The sequence below is a fragment of the Streptomyces sp. NPDC027189 genome (assembly GCF_055566975.1).
Genome location: NZ_JBVHRI010000015.1, coordinates 214,945 through 230,791, shown reverse-complemented (window position 1 = coordinate 230,791; position 15,847 = coordinate 214,945). Strand labels below are relative to the sequence as shown.

Here is a 15,847-nt window from a genome sequence, read left to right as displayed (position 1 = left end):
GTTGAGCCCCGGGCGGTGCCAGATGTCCGTCAGCTCTTCTTTGTCGCGGACTTGGACGGCGACGCCGACTTGGCGGGGGAGGCGGACTTCGACGCCGACTTGGACGGGGAGGCCGACTTCGACGGGGAGGTGCTCGCCGTGGCGCCCCCGCCCTGGTTCGCGGCGGACACCGCGGCCACCGCCTCCTTCGCCGCCTTCTCGGCCGCCTTCAGCAGGTCTGCGGCGTTCGGGGTCTTCTCGCCCGCCAGACCGGCGCCGTTGTAGTCGAGGGTGATGACGACATTCTCGACACGGGCCACGATCGTCTGCTGCTTGAAGGAGCCTTCCTTCTTCTTCAGGTCGTAGCTCACGGCCGTCGCCTCGTCGCCCGTCCCGGACACCGGCTGCGACTTCGTGTTCTTCGCGCCCGCCACGGACTGGGCGCCCGTGACCTGCTTCTCGAAGTACTTGTGCGCTTGCTGGCCGCCCTCGCCGCGCGAGTCCGAGTCGAAACGCAGCAGGGCCACGTTCAGCCAGCGGAACTGCGAGCCCTTCACACCGTTGTTGTCGAGGCTGTTCCAGTAGCAGTTGCCGCGCGTCGCCACATCGTCCGACTTGCCCTCCTTGCCGGATTTGGCGCCCTTCGGGACCAGTTCGCCCAGCGTCTTCTTCGACAGCACCGAACAGGGTTCGGGCAGCTTTGCGTACGCCGCCGGCTTGACGGCGTTCGCCGAGGCGCTCGCGGACGCCTTCGCGTCGGGGCTCGCACCGGCGCCCTTCTTGGCGTCGTCACCGGAGCCGGAGTCCGAGGAACAACCGGCGGCGACAAGCATCACCGGGACGGCGGCTGCGCTGACAAGGATGCGGGTGAGTCGCGGTGCTCGGCCTACTCGCTGTACTGGTCGGTGCATGGTTCCTTCACTCGTGGCGCTCGTGGTGCGGCCGCACATGGAACGTGCGACCGGTCGGGTCCGAGGGGCCACGGTACGCGGTGAGGCGGCTGTGCGTTTCCGGTTCGAGGGGTTTGAGCGAGGGGGCCGGGAGGCGCCGCGGCCCCCCTATCCGTTGAGCGTGTCCGCGAGCTTCTGTGCCAGTTTCTGCGCCCTGTCCTGCATTTCCTTGCTGTCCGGGGCGTCGGTGGACGCGGTCGGCTGCTCGGCGTACTCGATCGTCACGATCACATTCGACGTGCGGAACACCACAGTCACCGTGCGCTGCCGGGCCGCCGAGGACGCCGGGCTCAGCCTGTCGTTGAGGAACGCCTCGTCGCCGAGATCGTCGAGCGTACGGGGCTGGAGATCGGTGGGGGTCTCGCTCGGGGAGGCGGTCGCGGTCGCGGACGAGGAGGAGGAGGACGCGGACGAGGACGCGGACGCGGACGAGGAGGGGGAGGAAGGGGTCGCGGTGTCGGTACTCGAAGTCGGGCTGGAACTGGAGTCGGCCGGCTCGGGGAGGTCGGCCGCCGTCTCCTTGCCCCCGTAGATCTCCTCGGCCTTGTTGGCGTCGCTCACCGCGTTGTCGTACGAGACCACGCGCTGGAAGTCGACGAGAAGGTGATCGGTGGCGGACGTGGACTCCACCTTCCAGCGGCAGCCGTCGCGCCGGTCGGTGTCGTAGGTGAGCGTGGCCTCGCCGTCGTATGCCTTGTCGCGCGTCTCCGCGTCCGCGATCTGCTTGATCCCGGGCAGCAGCGAGTCGAGGCTGTCGTGACTGACCGCCCCGCAGGCCTCCGGGAGCGTGCGGTACTTGCCGGGCTGGGCCGCGGGTGCCGTCGTACCGGTGTTGCTCCCCTTGGAGTCGTCCGCCGAGCCGCCGCTGCCCGAACCGCCGGTGCAGCCCGCCAGCAGTGCCGCGAGGAGCACGGCGATGCCGGGTACGTACGCCTTCCGCTGCACGGTCAGGCTCCTCTCGACGGTGCCCGACGGACCTGCGGTCGGGGTGTCCTGTGGTTATTCGGTTGCCGCGTGGGGGCGGCCCCTGGAGACAATGTGTATCGCACGCACTGCCGTGGACGCCGGTCCGTTGTCCCATACGTCGACCTTGGCGCCGGTTTTGCGATTTACGACTTCTGCTGTTTTCCGGGGGAATGAGGACGATATGTCGTACGTAGAGGTTCCGGGGGCGAAGGTTCCCATCCGCATGTGGACCGACCCGGCGTCGGTCGAGGACGTCGCACTGCGCCAGCTCCAGAACGTGGCGACCCTGCCGTGGATCAAGGGCCTGGCCGTCATGCCCGATGTGCATTACGGGAAGGGCGCGACCGTCGGCTCCGTCATCGCCATGCGGGACGCGGTGTGTCCCGCGGCGGTGGGGGTCGACATCGGGTGCGGGATGTCCGCGGTCAAGACCTCGCTCACGGCCAATGATCTGCCGGGGGATCTGTCCCGGCTTCGGTCGAAGATCGAGGAGGCCATTCCGGTGGGGCGGGGGATGCATGAGTCCCCGGTCGAGCCGGGGCGGTTCCATGGGATGGCCACGGCCGGGTGGGACGACTTCTGGGGGCGGTTCGACGGGGTCGCCGAGGCGGTGAAGTTCCGTGAGGAGCGCGCCACCAAGCAGATGGGAACGCTCGGCTCGGGCAACCACTTTGTCGAGGTCTGCACGGATACGACCGGAGCCGTCTGGTTGATGCTGCACTCCGGTTCGCGGAACATCGGCAAGGAACTGGCCGAGTACCACATCGGTGTGGCGCAGAAGCTCCCGCACAACCAGGGTCTGGTCGACCGTGACCTCGCGGTCTTCGTCGCGGACACTCCGCAGATGGCGGCGTACCGCAACGACCTGTTCTGGGCGCAGGAGTACGCGAAGCACAACCGCGCCCTCATGATGGCGCTCCTGAAGGACGTGGTCCGCAAGGAGTTCAAGAAGGCGAAGCCGACCTTCGAGCAGGAGATCTCCTGCCACCACAACTATGTGGCCGAGGAGCGCTACGAGGGCATGGAGCTGCTCGTCACCCGCAAGGGCGCGATCCGCGCGGGCTCCGGCGAGTACGGGATCATCCCGGGCTCGATGGGCACGGGTTCGTACATCGTGAAGGGCCTCGGCAACGAGAGGGCCTTCAACTCGGCGTCGCACGGCGCGGGTCGGCGGATGAGCCGCAACGCGGCGAAGCGCCGCTTCTCGACGCGCGACCTGGCAGAGCAGACCCAGGGCGTCGAGTGCCGCAAGGACGCCGGCGTCGTGGACGAGATCCCGGGTGCCTACAAGCCGATCGAGAAGGTCATCGACCAGCAGCGCGACCTCGTGGAGGTCGTGGCGAAGCTGAAGCAGGTCGTCTGCGTGAAGGGCTGACACCCAGCCACTCCACCTGACCGACGGCCCCGGACTCAGCAGTCCGGGGCTCTCGCTGTGAGCGAGGGGTCTCGGACCTGGTGGCAAAGTGGCGCGCTACGGATCCCGGGGCGCTCTGGAGCTCGATCGAGTCGGCGCGTGCCCTGGCCTCGGGCAGCCGCCGGCTCAGGAGACGATGCTGGCCATCGCTCCGCCGCCGGTGGCGACGCCGCCGCTCGGCTTGGGTGCGGAGAAGGGGGGCGTGTCCGGTCGGCACGTTGTTCCGACCGGCGGGAGGGTGCCGTCGATGAAGTAGCGGCTCTCGTGGGCCTGGATACAGCTGCTGGGGTTGATCAGTGCGGTGTGCCCGTACCCGTTGTTGGTGAGCAGGCGGGCGTTGGCCAGTTCTTTGGCCATGGCCTGCGAGTTCGAGTAGGGAGTGGAGGGGTCGTAGGTGGTGCCGACCACCAGAAGGGGGTGTGCCGTCGGCTTGTTCCACGGGCCGCGGTAGCGGTTGGCGGCGACCGCCGGCCAGGTGGCACACGCCTCGGCGGCCCAGGTCCAGTAGCGTCCGACGTCGCCCGCACGGGTCGCGCCGGCCTCCTCCATGGCGTGGTAGGCAGCGGGGTCACGCGGATTGGGGCTGTCGCTGCAGAACACCGCAGCGGCCTGCTCGCCGCCCAGGTACGGATTCGGATTCGGGACCGGTGGTGCGGGTGGAAGAGGGGACGGCTCCGGGGCGCGGCCCTGCCACAGGTCCTGCAGCCTGCCGGCGAGGTCCGTCCATCCGGAATTGACGACGTAGAGGCTGTTCACCACGTCACCGACCGTACGGCCATAGGTCCATGCGCCCACGGGATGCTCCCGGAGCCGCCGCATCAGCTGGTCGAACTTGTCCCGGGTCGCTCTGGGGCTGCCGGCGGAGAAGGCGCAGCGGGCGGTGGTGGTGGACCCGCACAGGGCGAGGAACTTGTCCAGGACTGCTGCCGCGCCGCGGTCCGCGCCCATGCGCAGGAATGTCGTGAGCCGGGGGTCGTCGTCGGAGGCGTGATTCGTCCAGGCCTGCGGGTCGATGTTGCTGTCGAAGGCCATGGCGCGGACCTTGCCGGGGAAGAGGTTGGCATAGGTGGCGCCCAGGATCGTGCCGTAGGAGATCCCGAGGTAGGTGAGTTGTGGGTCGCCCACCGCCTGGCGGAGCTGATCGAGGTCGCGCGCGGTGTCGGCGGTCGACACATGGCGCAGGAGTTCGGGGTCGCGCTGCTGACAGCGCCGGGCCAGATCCTTGTACGCGGCGATCCAGGTCTTCCGCTCCTGTTCGCCGACCGGGAAGCCGGCCGGTTTGCTCGCATTCCAGGCGTCGGTATCCTCGCGACTCGCGAAGCAGTTCACCGCGGTGCTGTTGCCGACCCCGCGGGGGTCCCAGCTGACGATGTCGAACCGCTCCCGCACCTCCCGCGGGAAGAACTCGTAATTCTGTGGCATCTGGACCGTTCCGGACCCGCCGGGTCCGCCAGGGTTGAAGAACAGGGTGCCGATGCGCCGTCCGGGGCCGGTTGCCTTCCGTTTCACGACCGCCAGTTCGACGGTGCGGCCGCGGGGGTCGTGGTAGTCCAGCGGCACCTTCGCGGTCGCGCAGTCGAACCGGCTGCCCTGAACGCAGGGTTCCCAGTCCAGCTTCGGGGCGGGCACCCAAGGTGTCGGCGTGCCGTCGGCCGCGGCGAGGTCCAGCCCGGTCAGTGCCGTCGAGCAGACCATCATCGCGGCGATGGCCGCGGCGCAACTCCGTCGGCCCGCTATTGGCCCGGATATGTGCATGCCTTGTCCTTTCACGGCTGAGCGCCCGACGCCCCCCATGCGCTCGACGTCGGCACGCCTCCGTGTCAACAGCACCGCGGTCCGGCAACGCGCGCGAGCCGACCGCAGCCGAATGGCCGAGCCGCTGCCACCGTGGCCGCCGGCGACCGCGCCCGGCGTCGGATCGCGTCCGCGGTCCGGGCGCACGGCCCGTAACCGCGTCACATTCGGAGAAAGGTGAGATAGGTGATGAGAGCAGGACACTGGCCGGGATCCTGCCGCGGTGTTCGGAGCCGGGGGCCCGATGGAAGGTGAGGTGGCCGCCGTGGCGGAAGCCTCGACGGATGCGCAGGACGGCGAGAGTTCCGTCGAACTTGGGGGCTAGGAGGTCCACGACCGTGCGGATACCGAGGGACAGGAAGCGGTCCCAGTCCGGCGTTCCCGGGGCCAGTTTGCCGAGCGAGTCCGCTCGGAACAGGCGGCCCGGGCGGACCGTTCTGCCGTCCTCGGCCCGGTATCCGCCCAAGTCGCGGAAGTTGTGCAGACGTTCGAAGAGTATGTGTCTGTTCACACCGCGGGAGCGTATGTCGGCCCTGCGCCCGCCGCGATCACTTCGCGTGCGTCACCGCGTAGATCATGACGAACGCCACGATGTGGATGCCGAAGAGGAAGTACGCGAGGTAGTACCAGACCATGCGCTCGCGCTTCTTCTCCAGGGCCAGGCGCTGCGGGTCCCTGGAGGCTGCGTCGGCTGTGCCGTCGTCGGCGTCTGCCGGTTCCGGCATCACGACTCCCGGTAAATCTTCGTGTTCGACGCCTGTGCGCGGGGGCGTACGACCAGGAGGTCGATGTTGACGTGGCTGGGGCGGGTGACCGCCCAGGTGATGGTGTCGGCCACGTCGTCGGCGGTCAGCGGTTCGGCCACGCCCGCGTACACCTTCGCCGCCTTCTCCGTGTCGCCGCCGAAGCGGGTCAGCGCGAACTCGTCCGTCTTGACCATGCCGGGCGCGATCTCGATGACGCGGACGGGCATGCCGACGATCTCCAGACGGAGGGTCTCCGCGAGGACGTGCTCGGCGTGCTTGGCGGCGACGTAGCCGCCACCGCCCTCGTAGGTGCCGTGGCCGGCGGTGGAGGAGAGCACGACGACCGTGCCGTCGCCGCTCGCGGTGAGGGCGGGGAGGAGGGCCTGGGTGACGTTCAGGGTGCCGATGACGTTCGTCTCGTACATCTGGCGCCAGTCGGCCGGGTCGCCCGTCGCGACCGGGTCGGCGCCGAGCGCGCCGCCCGCGTTGTTGACCAGGACGCCGACCGTCTTGAAGGCGGTCGCGAACTCGTCGACCGCCGCGCGGTCCGTGACATCCAGGGCGTACGCCGCCGCCTGGTGGCCCGCCGCGTTGATCTCCTCCGCGAGCGCCTCGATGCGGTCCTTGCGGCGGGCGGTCAGCACGACGCGGTAGCCGGCCGCGGCGAGCTGCCGGGCCGTCGCCGCGCCGATACCGCTGCTCGCGCCGGTGATGACGGCGATGCGGGAGGGGGCGGACGGCGCGGAGGGCGCGGACGGCGCGGTCATTTTTGGCTCCTCGGGCGGGTGTGCGGGAATCTTCGCCAGGATAGGCAGGTGGTGGGCGGTGGCGTCGAACTGTCCGGGTTTCGGGTCCAGCGGGTTCAGCTGCCGCGTGGCGCGTACATGATGACGGCCATTCCGGCGAGGCAGATCAGCGCGCCGGTGACGTCCCAGCGGTCGGGGCGGTAGCCGTCCGCGACCATGCCCCAGGCGAGCGAGCCGGCCACGAAGACTCCGCCGTACGCGGCGAGGATGCGGCCGAACTCGGCGTTCGGCTGGAGGGTGGCCACGAAGCCGTAGACGCCGAGCGCCATGACGCCCGCGCCGATCCAGAGCCAGCCGCGGTGCTCGCGTACGCCCTGCCAGACCAGCCAGGCGCCGCCGATCTCGAAGAGCGCGGCGACGACGAAGAGGGCGGCGGAGCGAACGATCAGCATGCGGTCACTTTCGCATGCGGCCGTGTGGGGGATTGCGTCACCTGATGGACGGCGCCTGTCGGCGGCCAGGGGTGGGATACATCCCGTGACGGTCGGCTGATCACCTGACCGTGGCCTGATCACCGGAGGGTGGCTCGATCGCCCGGCGGTGGCTCGATCACCTGACGACCTGTCGGTCTAGCGAAGGAAATGACGTCATGCGGATGGGGATGCGAGTACTGGGCGTGGTGGGTTCGGGGGCGTTTCTGCTGGGGGGTGCGGCGTCGCCGGGCTACGCCCTGGCTCCCGAGGCCGATCTCGCCTATCACGGGTACGTGTCCATGGCGGCCGGGAGCGTCGACGTCCGGTTCACCCCGCAGAACCACGGGCCGACCGCCGTTCCCGACGCGACCGTGCGGCTGCGCTGGTCGGCTCCGCTCGCGGATGCGCAGCGGCTGCCGGAGCAGTGCGCGCGGGCGGGGGAGCGGACGGTGGTGTGCCGGACGGGGGCGTTGGCCGCGGACGCGCTGGGGGAGGAGATCGAAGTGACGGTGCGGCTGGAGGGGGTGCCGTCCGAGGTGACTCTCGAGATCGACACGGTGTGGGGTGGCGGGGCGGTGGATCGCAACCATGCCAATGACCGGCAGCGGGTGCTGGCGCTGGATACGGGGGATTCGTATGTGTTCTAGCGGGGGTGCCTGCGTCCGTCCCCGCGCTTGTGCCAGTGCCCGCGCCCGCGGGGGCACGGCCCCTTCGGCACGTTCGCGGCCGCGGGTGTGTGGGGGCGGCTGGGCGCAGGGGGTTCTTCGGTGGGTGGCTGCGGCGTCCGTCGGATGTGTCTGCGTCGTACGATTTCTGTTTGGCGCAGGGGAAGGGTGTGCGTGATGACGGGGAACGTGCGGGAACGGCTGCTCGATGAGCTGTCCGTCGTGTCGCGTCGCTATATGGCGTCGTACGCGCTCTTCAATCAGGCCGTTGCTGATCATCTGAAGCTGCATCCGACGGATCTGCAGTGCTTGAATCTGCTCAGCTTGGAGGACGGGGCGGTGACCACGGGGCGGATCGCCGAGCTGACGGGGCTCACGACCGGCTCGGCGACGCGGCTGGTGGACCGGCTGGAGAAGGCCGGGTATGTCGTGCGGGAGCGGGACGCGGTGGACCGGCGGCGGGTGCTCGTGGCGACCGTGCCCGAGAAGATCGCCGAGTTCGGGCGGATGTGGGACCGGCTGGGGGGCGGGTGGTATGCCTTGTTCGGTGGGCTTGAGGATGCGGAACTCGCCCTGATCATCGGGCATATGCGCCGTACGGTCGACTTCAGCGCGGAGCAGATCGCGCGGCTGCGGGGCGGGGACTTTCAGGAGGCTTCGGAGGACGCGTCGTAGCGGTCGCGTGCCTCGTTGACCTCCTCGATGTGCCTTTCCGCCCAGTCCTTCACGGCGGTGAGCAGGCAGCTCAAGTTCATGCCCAGGGGCGTGAGTTCGTAGTCGACCCGGACCGGTACGGACGGGGTGACGGTGCGGGTGACGATGCCGTCGCGCTCCAGTGAGCGCAGTGTCTGCGTCAGCATTTTGGGGCTGACGCCCGCGATCTTGCGGCCGAGGTCGCTGTAGCGCATCGACCCTGCGGCGAGTGCGCTGACGATCAGGCTGACCCACTTGTCGCTGATGCGGTCGAGGAGCTGGTTGGTGGGGCAGCTCTTGATGAACGCGTCGTACTCGGCGCGCGCCTTCTCGCGTCGCTGGGCCGCCATCGTGGTCGCCATGGCTCACCTCCGGGTGACGTACGCACTTTCAGGTGCCTACTTACCAATGGATAGTAACTGTTCATAGGGTTGTTGCAACGGGAAAGAAACCCACGCAAATCATCATTGATGGGGAGAGTTGCCATGCGTGCAGCGGTTGTGAACGCTTTTGGTGGTCCGGAAGCCGTGGAGATCGTCGAGGTCGAGGTGCCGGAGCCGGCTGCTGGGCAGGTGCGGATCAAGGTCGCGGCGGCCGCGCTCAATCCGGTCGACGCGGGCGTGCGCGCGGGCGGCTTCGGGGGTGCGGGCAAGCGGTTGGGGCTGGGGTGGGACGTGGCCGGGACCGTCGATGCCACGGGTGTGGCGACGGGATGGTCGGTGGGCGATGAGGTGGTGGCGCTGGCTTACGGCCCCGCCAAGTCCCTTGGTACGCACGCCGATTACGTGGTCGTGGACGCCGATGCCGTGGCCAAGGCGCCCGCCTCGGTGGACGCGGTGCAGGCGGCGAGCCTGCCGTTGAACGCCCTGACCGCCACGCAGGCCCTCGATCTGCTGGGACTGGAGCCGGGGCAGAGCCTGCTGGTCACGGGTGCGGCGGGCGCGGTCGGTGGCTACGCCGTCCAACTCGCCGCGCACCGCGGGCTGTCGGTGACCGCCCTTGCCCGGGAGGCCGACGAGGAGCTCGTACGGTCGCTGGGGGCGGCCCGGTTCGTGTCGGGTGCCGTGGCGCCGGGCAGCGTGGACGGGGTGCTGGACGCGGCGATCCTCGGCGAGGCGGCGCTGGAGTGGGTGCGGGACGGTGGCGCGTTCGTGGGGGTCATCCCGGGGGCCCACCCGGCGTCCGCGCGGGGCGTGCGGACCAGCTCGGTGGAGGTCGCCGCCGACGGGGCGCGGCTCGCGGAGCTGGCGGCGCTCGTCGACGAGGGGGTGCTGACGCTCCGGGTCGCCGAGACGTACGCGCTGGACGAGGCGGCCAAGGCGCACGCCCGGCTGGCGGAGGGCGGTCTGCGGGGGCGGCTGGTCCTCCAGCCCTAGTGATGCTGTTCCTCCGGGGCCTTGAGCGGCAACAGGCCCACGAGGGGGCAGCACAGGAGGGTGACGGCGGCGACGGCGGTGAGGCTCACGGTGGTTGCGTGAGGTTCGCCGCCGTTCGCCTTGAAGTAGACGGTGGTGACGGCGGCGGCGCCGATCGCGTTGGCGAGCTGCTGGACCGCGCCGAGCGAGCCGCCCGCACTGCCGGCCTCGTCGGCGGCGATGTCGCCGACCGTGACGTCGTACACCGAGCCGAAGCAGGTGCCCATGCCGAGGCCGACGACGAGCAACGGCGGGACCAGGGCCCAGCTGCCGGTGTTCGCGCCGGAGGTGGAGACGAGGGCGAGCAGGTAGCCGGTCCCGGCGAGGGTGATGAGCAGGCCGATGAGGACGAGGCGGCGGCCCAGTGCGCCGATCAGGCGGTAGCAGGCGATCGAGGCGATGACGATGCCGGCGGACAGGGGCATCAGGCCGAGTGCGGCGCCCGCGGGTGAGCGGCCGAGGCCCTGCTGGAGGAAGAGTGAGACGACGTAGAGGAGTCCGGCGACCGCGGCGAAGAAGACGATGCCGAGCACGAGTCCCGAGGTGAAGCCCCGGTTGTGGAGGAGGGAGGGCTGGATCAGGGGGTTGGCCGCGGTGCGCTGGCGGTGCCAGAAGGCGGCGAAGAGGGCGACTCCGGCGGCGACGAGTGCGGTGCTCGTGGGGGTCCAGCCGTGTGCCGAGCCTTCGATGAGGCCGGCGAGCAGGCCGAGCATGGTGGCGCCGAGGAGGGCGGAGCCGGGGCCGTCGACGGTGACCGTGCGGTCGCCGGTGTCGCGGGGGAGCACGCGGGCGGCGGCGAGGAGGGCGGCGCCGCCGAGAACGAGGTTGATGAGGAACATCGAGCGCCAGCCGAGGCCGGCGATGTCGGTGTCGATGAGGAATCCGGCGAGGATCGGGCCGCCGACGGCGGAGAGGCCCATCACCGGGCCGAAGAGGCTGTACGCCTTGCCGATCTGGTCCCGGGGCCAGCCGGCGCCGAGGATGCCGAAGCCCTGCGGGATGACCAGCGCGCCGAAGGCGCCCTGTGCGAGGCGGGCGGCGACGAGTGTGCCGGGGGTCGGCGCCAGGCCGCACGCGACCGAGGCCACGGTGAAGCCGCCGAGTCCGGCGAGGAAGAGGCGGCGGCGGCCGTACTTGTCGCCGAGACGTCCGCCGAGGACGAGGAGTACGCCTAGCGCGAGGGCGTAGGAGGCGCCGAGCCACTGGATGAGGCCGGTGCCGCCACCGAGGTCTTCGGCGATGGTCGGGGCGGCGATGTTGGTGATGGTGCCGTCGAGGAGGTCCAGGACGTCGGCGGCGAGGACCACTCCGAGGATGGCCCAGCGGGTTCGGGCGGGAGGATGCGAGGTTTCTTTTGTGTCGTGCAGTGTCTGTGTCACGCAGGTAAATCTGACGCATGGCGGGTGACTGGGTCAAGCGATTAGCCGGAGGGGGTGCGCGAGATGTGCGGAATACCGGCCGGGGTGTGGTCGTTAGGGGGTATAGTTGAATCGTAAACAACTTGGAGGGTGAGCGACCATGCAGTTCGGGATCTTCAGCGTCGGTGATGTGACCCCCGATCCGACCACGGGCAGGACGCCGACCGAACACGAGCGCATCAAGGCCATGGTCGCCATCGCGCAGAAGGCCGAGGAGGTCGGACTGGACGTCTTCGCGACCGGTGAGCATCACAACCCGCCGTTCGTGCCGTCGTCGCCGACCACGATGCTCGGCTACATAGCCGCGCGCACCGAGAAGCTCGTCCTGTCCACGTCCACGACCCTGATCACCACCAATGACCCGGTGAAGATCGCGGAGGACTTCGCGATGCTCCAGCACCTGGCCGACGGCCGGGTCGACCTGATGATGGGGCGCGGCAACACCGGGCCCGTCTATCCCTGGTTCGGGCAGGACATCCGCCAGGGCATCAACCTCGCCATCGAGAACTACGCGCTGCTGCACCGGCTGTGGCGCGAGGACGTGGTGACGTGGGAGGGCAAGTTTCGCACGCCGCTGCAGTCGTTCACCGCGACGCCGCGGCCGCTGGACGGCGTACCGCCGTTCGTCTGGCACGGCTCGATCCGCTCGCCGGAGATCGCCGAGCAGGCCGCGTACTACGGCGACGGTTTCTTCCACAACAACATCTTCTGGCCGGCCGACCACACCAAGCGGATGGTCGAGCTCTACCGCGAGCGGTACGCGCACTACGGGCACGGCACGGCCGAACAGGCGATCGTCGGGCTGGGCGGCCAGGTGTTCATGCGGCACAACTCGCAGGACGCGGTACGGGAGTTCCGGCCGTACTTCGACAACGCGCCGGTGTACGGGCACGGGCCGTCCCTGGAGGACTTCACCGAGCAGACTCCGCTCACCGTCGGTTCGCCGCAGCAGGTGATCGAGAAGACGCTGTCCTTCCGCGAGTACGCGGGTGACTACCAGCGCCAGCTCTTCCTGATGGACCACGCGGGGCTGCCGCTGAAGACCGTCCTCGAGCAGCTCGACATGCTGGGCGAGGAGGTCGTGCCGGTGCTGCGCGAGGAGTTCGCCAAGGGGCGGGCGGCTGATGTGCCGGAGGCGCCGGCGCATGCGGCTCGGGTGGCCGCCGCCGCTTCGGAGGCGTCGGAGGTTTCAGAGGCTTCGGAGGGAGTGACCGTCGTATGAAGCTCGTCGTCGTCTCGGCGGGGCTGAGTGTTCCGTCGTCCACGCGGCTGCTGGGCGACCGGCTGGCGGCCGCCGCGGCCCGGGGCACGGCTGCCGACGTCCAGGTCGTCGAGTTGCGCGAGCTCGCCGTTGAGATCGCCCACAACTTCACGAACGGCTTTCCCGGGCCGGGGCTGTCCGACGCGATCGACGCGGTGACGTCCGCGGACGGTCTCATCGTCGTCACGCCGGTTTTCTCCGCCTCCTACAGCGGGCTGTTCAAGTCCTTCTTCGACGTGCTGACCGTCGGGGACAAGGACGCGCTCGCCGGGAAGCCGGTGCTGATCGCGGCGACCGGTGGTACCGGGCGGCACTCGCTGGTCCTTGAACACGCGCTGCGTCCGCTTTTCTCGTATCTGCGGGCTGTGGTCGTGCCGACCGGGGTGTACGCGGCTTCGGAGGACTGGGGGGCGGAGGGGTTGGCCGAGCGGATTGAGCGGGCGGCGGGGGAGTTGGCGGGGTTGATGGGGGCCGTGCCGGCGGCGGCTGCGGCCCCGGTCAGGGGCGGGGGTGGCTTCGAGGTGATCCCGTTCGAGCAGCAGCTGGGGGCGTTGCGGCCGTAGGGTTTTTCGCCCCCGCCGCCCCTACCCTCCCCCACTCTCGGCTTCGCTCGAGCGGGGGGACCCCCATCGTCCCCGGGGGCTGCGCCCCCAGACCCCCGCTGAAAGATTGCGCAGTTCCCCGCGCCCCTGAACAGGGGCGCGGGGAACTGCGCGACAGGGGCGAAAGAAGCCGCCCCGGCCGCCCCTGCGCTCCGGTCGGCCCCGAGCCGGGGAGTCCTCGGGGCGACCGGGGCGTGTCAGGGCCGGGCCGTCCTGACATACGGGACACAGTGACCGGGAGAGGTAAGGCGACGCGCCGGGACGTGGTGAGAGGCGGGTAAGAAGGGTGGTCGCGGGGGCTCTCATCAGGTGGTACCCGGCCGAGGGCTTGGCAGACTGGTGGGGTGCCCCAGAATGTGCTGCTCGCCGAGGACGACCGTGCCATCCGTCACGCCCTGGAAAGGGCGCTGGCACTGGAGGGCTATGAGGTGACGGCGGTCGCCGACGGGGTGGAGGCGCTGGCCCAGGCCCACCGCACCCCACCGGACGTGCTGGTCCTGGACGTGATGATGCCCGGCATCGACGGGCTCCAGGTGTGCCGCGTGCTGCGCGCGGAGGGCAACCGCACGCCGATCCTGATGCTCACCGCGCTCGTCGAGACCGCGGACCGCATCGCGGGCCTGGACGCGGGCGCCGACGACTACGTGGTCAAGCCGTTCGACGTCGAGGAGGTCTTCGCCCGGCTGCGCGCCCTGCTGCGCCGCACGGACGCGGCGAACGGCACCTCCGTCGACGTACCGCCGTCGAAGGAGCCCGACGGGCAGGTCGTCGCGGCCGGGCTGCGCATGGACATCCAGGCGCGGCGCGCCTGGCGCGGGCCGCGGGAGCTGGAGCTGACCCGGACCGAGTTCGAGCTCCTCGAACTGCTCGTCCGCAACGCGGGCATCGTCCTCGACCACGCCACCATCTACGACCGGATCTGGGGCTACGACTTCGGTCCCGGTTCCAAGAACCTCGCCGTGTACGTGGGGTATCTGCGGCGCAAGCTCGACGAGCCGGGAGCGCCGGCGCTGATCCACACGGTGCGGGGCGTGGGGTACGTACTGAGGGAGGACTGAGTGCCGCCCGGCTCCACTAGATCCCCCGGCTCGCCCGGATCCACCTGGTTTCGCAGGCCGCTCCGGCTTGCCCGGCCCCGGTTTCGGCGGGTGTCCTCCCTGCGGGCCACCTTCACCGTGTCCTTCGCGGCCGTCGCCGCCGCCGTGACGGTTCTCGTCGGGTTCCTGAGTTACGACGCCGCCGCCCGGCTCGTGCGCGTGGACCAGCAGACCGTGTTCGCCGAGGTCGTGCAGGACCTGCGCGACCAGGTGCGCGAGCACCCGCTGCAGCCGGGCGACTTCGCGTCGTCCGACCCCGATCACGACGGGCCGCTCGACGACATCATCCGGCCGAGCCGTACGGACGTACAGGTGCTCGGGCCCGGCGGCGCGATCGTCGACCGCGGCAACCCGCCGCTGCCCGTGAACAGTCCCGACCGGGCGATCGCCGACGACGGGACGGCGGGCAAGCTGGAGGAGCACAAGGACGTCGACGTCGCCGGTGACCGCTACCGGGTGGCGACCGTCGCGCTCGGCGGCGGACGGGGCGCGGTGCAGGTGGCCCAGCAGTTCAGTGACACGGAGGATCTGCTGCGCGAGCTGCAGCAGCGGACCGTGCTGCTCGTCGGGGCGGTCGTGATCGCGGCGGGGCTGTTCGGCTGGTGGCTGGCCCGGCGGATAACGCGGCGGCTGGTGCGGCTCGCCGGGGCCGCCGAGGACGTCGCGCGCACCGGGCGGCTCGGCATCCAGGTGCCGGTCACCGGGTACGACGAGGTGGCCCGGCTCGGCCGCTCTTTCGACCGGATGCTCGGCCGGCTCGCCCAGTCCGAGGAGGACCAGCGGCGACTGGTCCAGGACGCGGGTCATGAACTGCGTACGCCGCTGACCTCGCTGCGTACGAACATCTCCATGCTGCGCCGTATCGACGAGCTGCCGCCCGACGCCCGCGAGGAACTCGTCGCAGACCTGGCCCTGGAGTCTCGCGAACTGACCGACCTCGTCAACGAGTTGGTCGCCCTCGCGGCCGGCCGGTCCGACACCGAACCCGTCCAGCGGCTGGACCTCGCCGACCTCGCCGAGGACGTCGCGATCGTCGCCCGGCGGCGTACCGGGCGGGACATCACCGTGCGGGTGAGCGGTGACACGACGGTCGACGGGCGGCCCACCGCCCTTCAGCGGGCGATCTCCAATCTGGTCGAGAACGCGGCCAAGTTCGATCGGGAGGGGAAGGCGCCGATCGAGATCGTCGTGGAGGAGATGGGTGCCGGCCGTCGTGTCGCCGTCGATGCCGACGGTGGCCGTGCGGGCGTCGACGCGGGCGCCGCGGCCGGTCGTCCCGGGCCGGTCCGCGTCGAGGTCCTCGACCGTGGTCCCGGCATCGCCGACGGCGACCTCGTCCGTATATTCGACCGCTTCTACCGCGCTGCCGAGGCCCGCAGCCTGCCCGGCTCCGGGCTCGGCCTGTCCATCGTCCGCGAGGTGGCCAACGCCCACGGGGGCACGCCGTTCGCCTTCCGGCGGGACGGGGGTGGCACGGTGATCGGGTTCACGGTGGGCGTGGACGGTCCGGCGGACGAGGGCTGAGGGGGGTGGGTTTTTCGCCCCCTCCGCCCCTACCCGTCCCGTATTTGTCTTTCCGCTGCGGGTGCGTGGGGGCTTGTCGCGCAGTTCCCCGCGCCCCTTCAGGG

At 70.3% G+C, this 15,847-nt stretch carries 16 protein-coding genes and 1 pseudogene; 8 read left to right on the top strand and 9 right to left on the bottom strand.

Annotated elements, in window-relative coordinates:
- Window positions 1-29: 29 nt before the first annotated feature.
- On the bottom strand, window positions 30-890 hold the full coding sequence (locus tag ACZ4RZ_RS31605) for a DUF3558 family protein (protein WP_467749743.1): 861 nt from the start codon (window positions 888-890) through the stop codon (window positions 30-32).
- Window positions 891-1,037: 147 nt separating this feature from the next.
- Window positions 1,038-1,874 carry a DUF3558 domain-containing protein gene (locus ACZ4RZ_RS31600; RefSeq protein WP_467749742.1) on the bottom strand — a complete coding sequence of 279 codons (837 nt, stop codon included), beginning with the start codon at window positions 1,872-1,874 and terminating at the stop codon, window positions 1,038-1,040.
- A 202-nt stretch (window positions 1,875-2,076) separates the two neighbouring features.
- Here ACZ4RZ_RS31600 and ACZ4RZ_RS31595 point away from each other — a divergent pair, with 202 nt between their 5' ends.
- On the top strand, window positions 2,077-3,270 hold the full coding sequence (locus tag ACZ4RZ_RS31595; protein ID WP_467749740.1) for an RtcB family protein: 1,194 nt from the start codon (window positions 2,077-2,079) through the stop codon (window positions 3,268-3,270).
- A 165-nt stretch (window positions 3,271-3,435) separates the two neighbouring features.
- On the opposite strand, the gene ACZ4RZ_RS31590 is transcribed toward ACZ4RZ_RS31595, so the two are convergent.
- The 5 genes and pseudogenes from ACZ4RZ_RS31590 to ACZ4RZ_RS31570 all read right to left on the bottom strand — a co-directional run bounded on the left by ACZ4RZ_RS31590 (window position 3,436) and on the right by ACZ4RZ_RS31570 (window position 7,047).
- Window positions 3,436-5,064: an alpha/beta hydrolase gene (locus tag ACZ4RZ_RS31590; protein ID WP_467749739.1), complete on the bottom strand. Its 1,629-nt coding sequence runs from the start codon at window positions 5,062-5,064 to the stop codon at window positions 3,436-3,438.
- Window positions 5,065-5,440: 376 nt separating this feature from the next.
- Window positions 5,441-5,614 (bottom strand): annotated as a pseudogene (locus ACZ4RZ_RS31585) (tyrosine-protein phosphatase); the annotation flags it as partial.
- A 37-nt stretch (window positions 5,615-5,651) separates the two neighbouring features.
- The gene (locus ACZ4RZ_RS31580; protein ID WP_467749737.1) at window positions 5,652-5,828 is read right to left on the bottom strand and encodes a hypothetical protein; all 177 of its coding nucleotides are present in this window, start codon (window positions 5,826-5,828) and stop codon (window positions 5,652-5,654) included.
- A complete protein-coding gene (locus tag ACZ4RZ_RS31575; protein ID WP_467749735.1) occupies window positions 5,828-6,616 on the bottom strand; it encodes an SDR family NAD(P)-dependent oxidoreductase in 789 nt (262 codons plus the stop codon). Before ACZ4RZ_RS31575 ends, ACZ4RZ_RS31580 begins: the two co-directional genes overlap by 1 nt.
- 95 nt (window positions 6,617-6,711) lie before the next feature.
- A complete protein-coding gene (locus tag ACZ4RZ_RS31570) occupies window positions 6,712-7,047 on the bottom strand; it encodes a YnfA family protein (protein WP_467749734.1) in 336 nt (111 codons plus the stop codon).
- Between the two features lie 197 nt (window positions 7,048-7,244).
- On the opposite strand from ACZ4RZ_RS31570, the gene ACZ4RZ_RS31565 reads away from it, so the two are divergent.
- Both ACZ4RZ_RS31565 and ACZ4RZ_RS31560 read left to right on the top strand, forming a co-directional pair.
- Window positions 7,245-7,715: a hypothetical protein gene (locus ACZ4RZ_RS31565; protein ID WP_467749732.1), complete on the top strand. Its 471-nt coding sequence runs from the start codon at window positions 7,245-7,247 to the stop codon at window positions 7,713-7,715.
- 195 nt (window positions 7,716-7,910) lie between these two features.
- Window positions 7,911-8,408, top strand: coding sequence for a MarR family winged helix-turn-helix transcriptional regulator (locus ACZ4RZ_RS31560; protein ID WP_467749730.1), 498 nt, complete (start codon window positions 7,911-7,913; stop codon window positions 8,406-8,408).
- Here the strand turns inward: ACZ4RZ_RS31560 and ACZ4RZ_RS31555 are convergent.
- Window positions 8,381-8,788: a winged helix-turn-helix transcriptional regulator gene (locus ACZ4RZ_RS31555; RefSeq protein WP_467749729.1), complete on the bottom strand. Its 408-nt coding sequence runs from the start codon at window positions 8,786-8,788 to the stop codon at window positions 8,381-8,383. The two genes, ACZ4RZ_RS31560 and ACZ4RZ_RS31555, sit on opposite strands and share 28 nt — an antisense overlap.
- Before the next feature lie 123 nt (window positions 8,789-8,911).
- On the opposite strand from ACZ4RZ_RS31555, the gene ACZ4RZ_RS31550 reads away from it, so the two are divergent.
- Window positions 8,912-9,802, top strand: coding sequence for an NADP-dependent oxidoreductase (locus ACZ4RZ_RS31550; RefSeq protein WP_467749728.1), 891 nt, complete (start codon window positions 8,912-8,914; stop codon window positions 9,800-9,802).
- On the opposite strand, the gene ACZ4RZ_RS31545 is transcribed toward ACZ4RZ_RS31550, so the two are convergent.
- Window positions 9,799-11,220 carry an MFS transporter gene (locus ACZ4RZ_RS31545; RefSeq protein WP_467749726.1) on the bottom strand — a complete coding sequence of 474 codons (1,422 nt, stop codon included), beginning with the start codon at window positions 11,218-11,220 and terminating at the stop codon, window positions 9,799-9,801. The genes ACZ4RZ_RS31550 and ACZ4RZ_RS31545 overlap by 4 nt on opposite strands.
- A 139-nt stretch (window positions 11,221-11,359) precedes the next feature.
- On the opposite strand from ACZ4RZ_RS31545, the gene ACZ4RZ_RS31540 reads away from it, so the two are divergent.
- The 4 genes from ACZ4RZ_RS31540 (at window position 11,360) to ACZ4RZ_RS31525 (ending at window position 15,743) form a co-directional block, all read left to right on the top strand.
- The gene (locus tag ACZ4RZ_RS31540) at window positions 11,360-12,481 is read left to right on the top strand and encodes an LLM class flavin-dependent oxidoreductase (protein ID WP_467749725.1); all 1,122 of its coding nucleotides are present in this window, start codon (window positions 11,360-11,362) and stop codon (window positions 12,479-12,481) included.
- Window positions 12,478-13,083 (top strand): FMN reductase, encoded by a 606-nt coding sequence (locus tag ACZ4RZ_RS31535; protein WP_467749723.1) that lies wholly within the window; start codon window positions 12,478-12,480, stop codon window positions 13,081-13,083. Before ACZ4RZ_RS31540 ends, ACZ4RZ_RS31535 begins: the two co-directional genes overlap by 4 nt.
- Before the next feature lie 383 nt (window positions 13,084-13,466).
- Window positions 13,467-14,180: a response regulator transcription factor gene (locus ACZ4RZ_RS31530; protein WP_467749722.1), complete on the top strand. Its 714-nt coding sequence runs from the start codon at window positions 13,467-13,469 to the stop codon at window positions 14,178-14,180.
- Between the two features lie 90 nt (window positions 14,181-14,270).
- Window positions 14,271-15,743: a HAMP domain-containing sensor histidine kinase gene (locus tag ACZ4RZ_RS31525; RefSeq protein ID WP_467749720.1), complete on the top strand. Its 1,473-nt coding sequence runs from the start codon at window positions 14,271-14,273 to the stop codon at window positions 15,741-15,743.
- The last annotated feature ends 104 nt before the right edge of the window (window positions 15,744-15,847 follow it).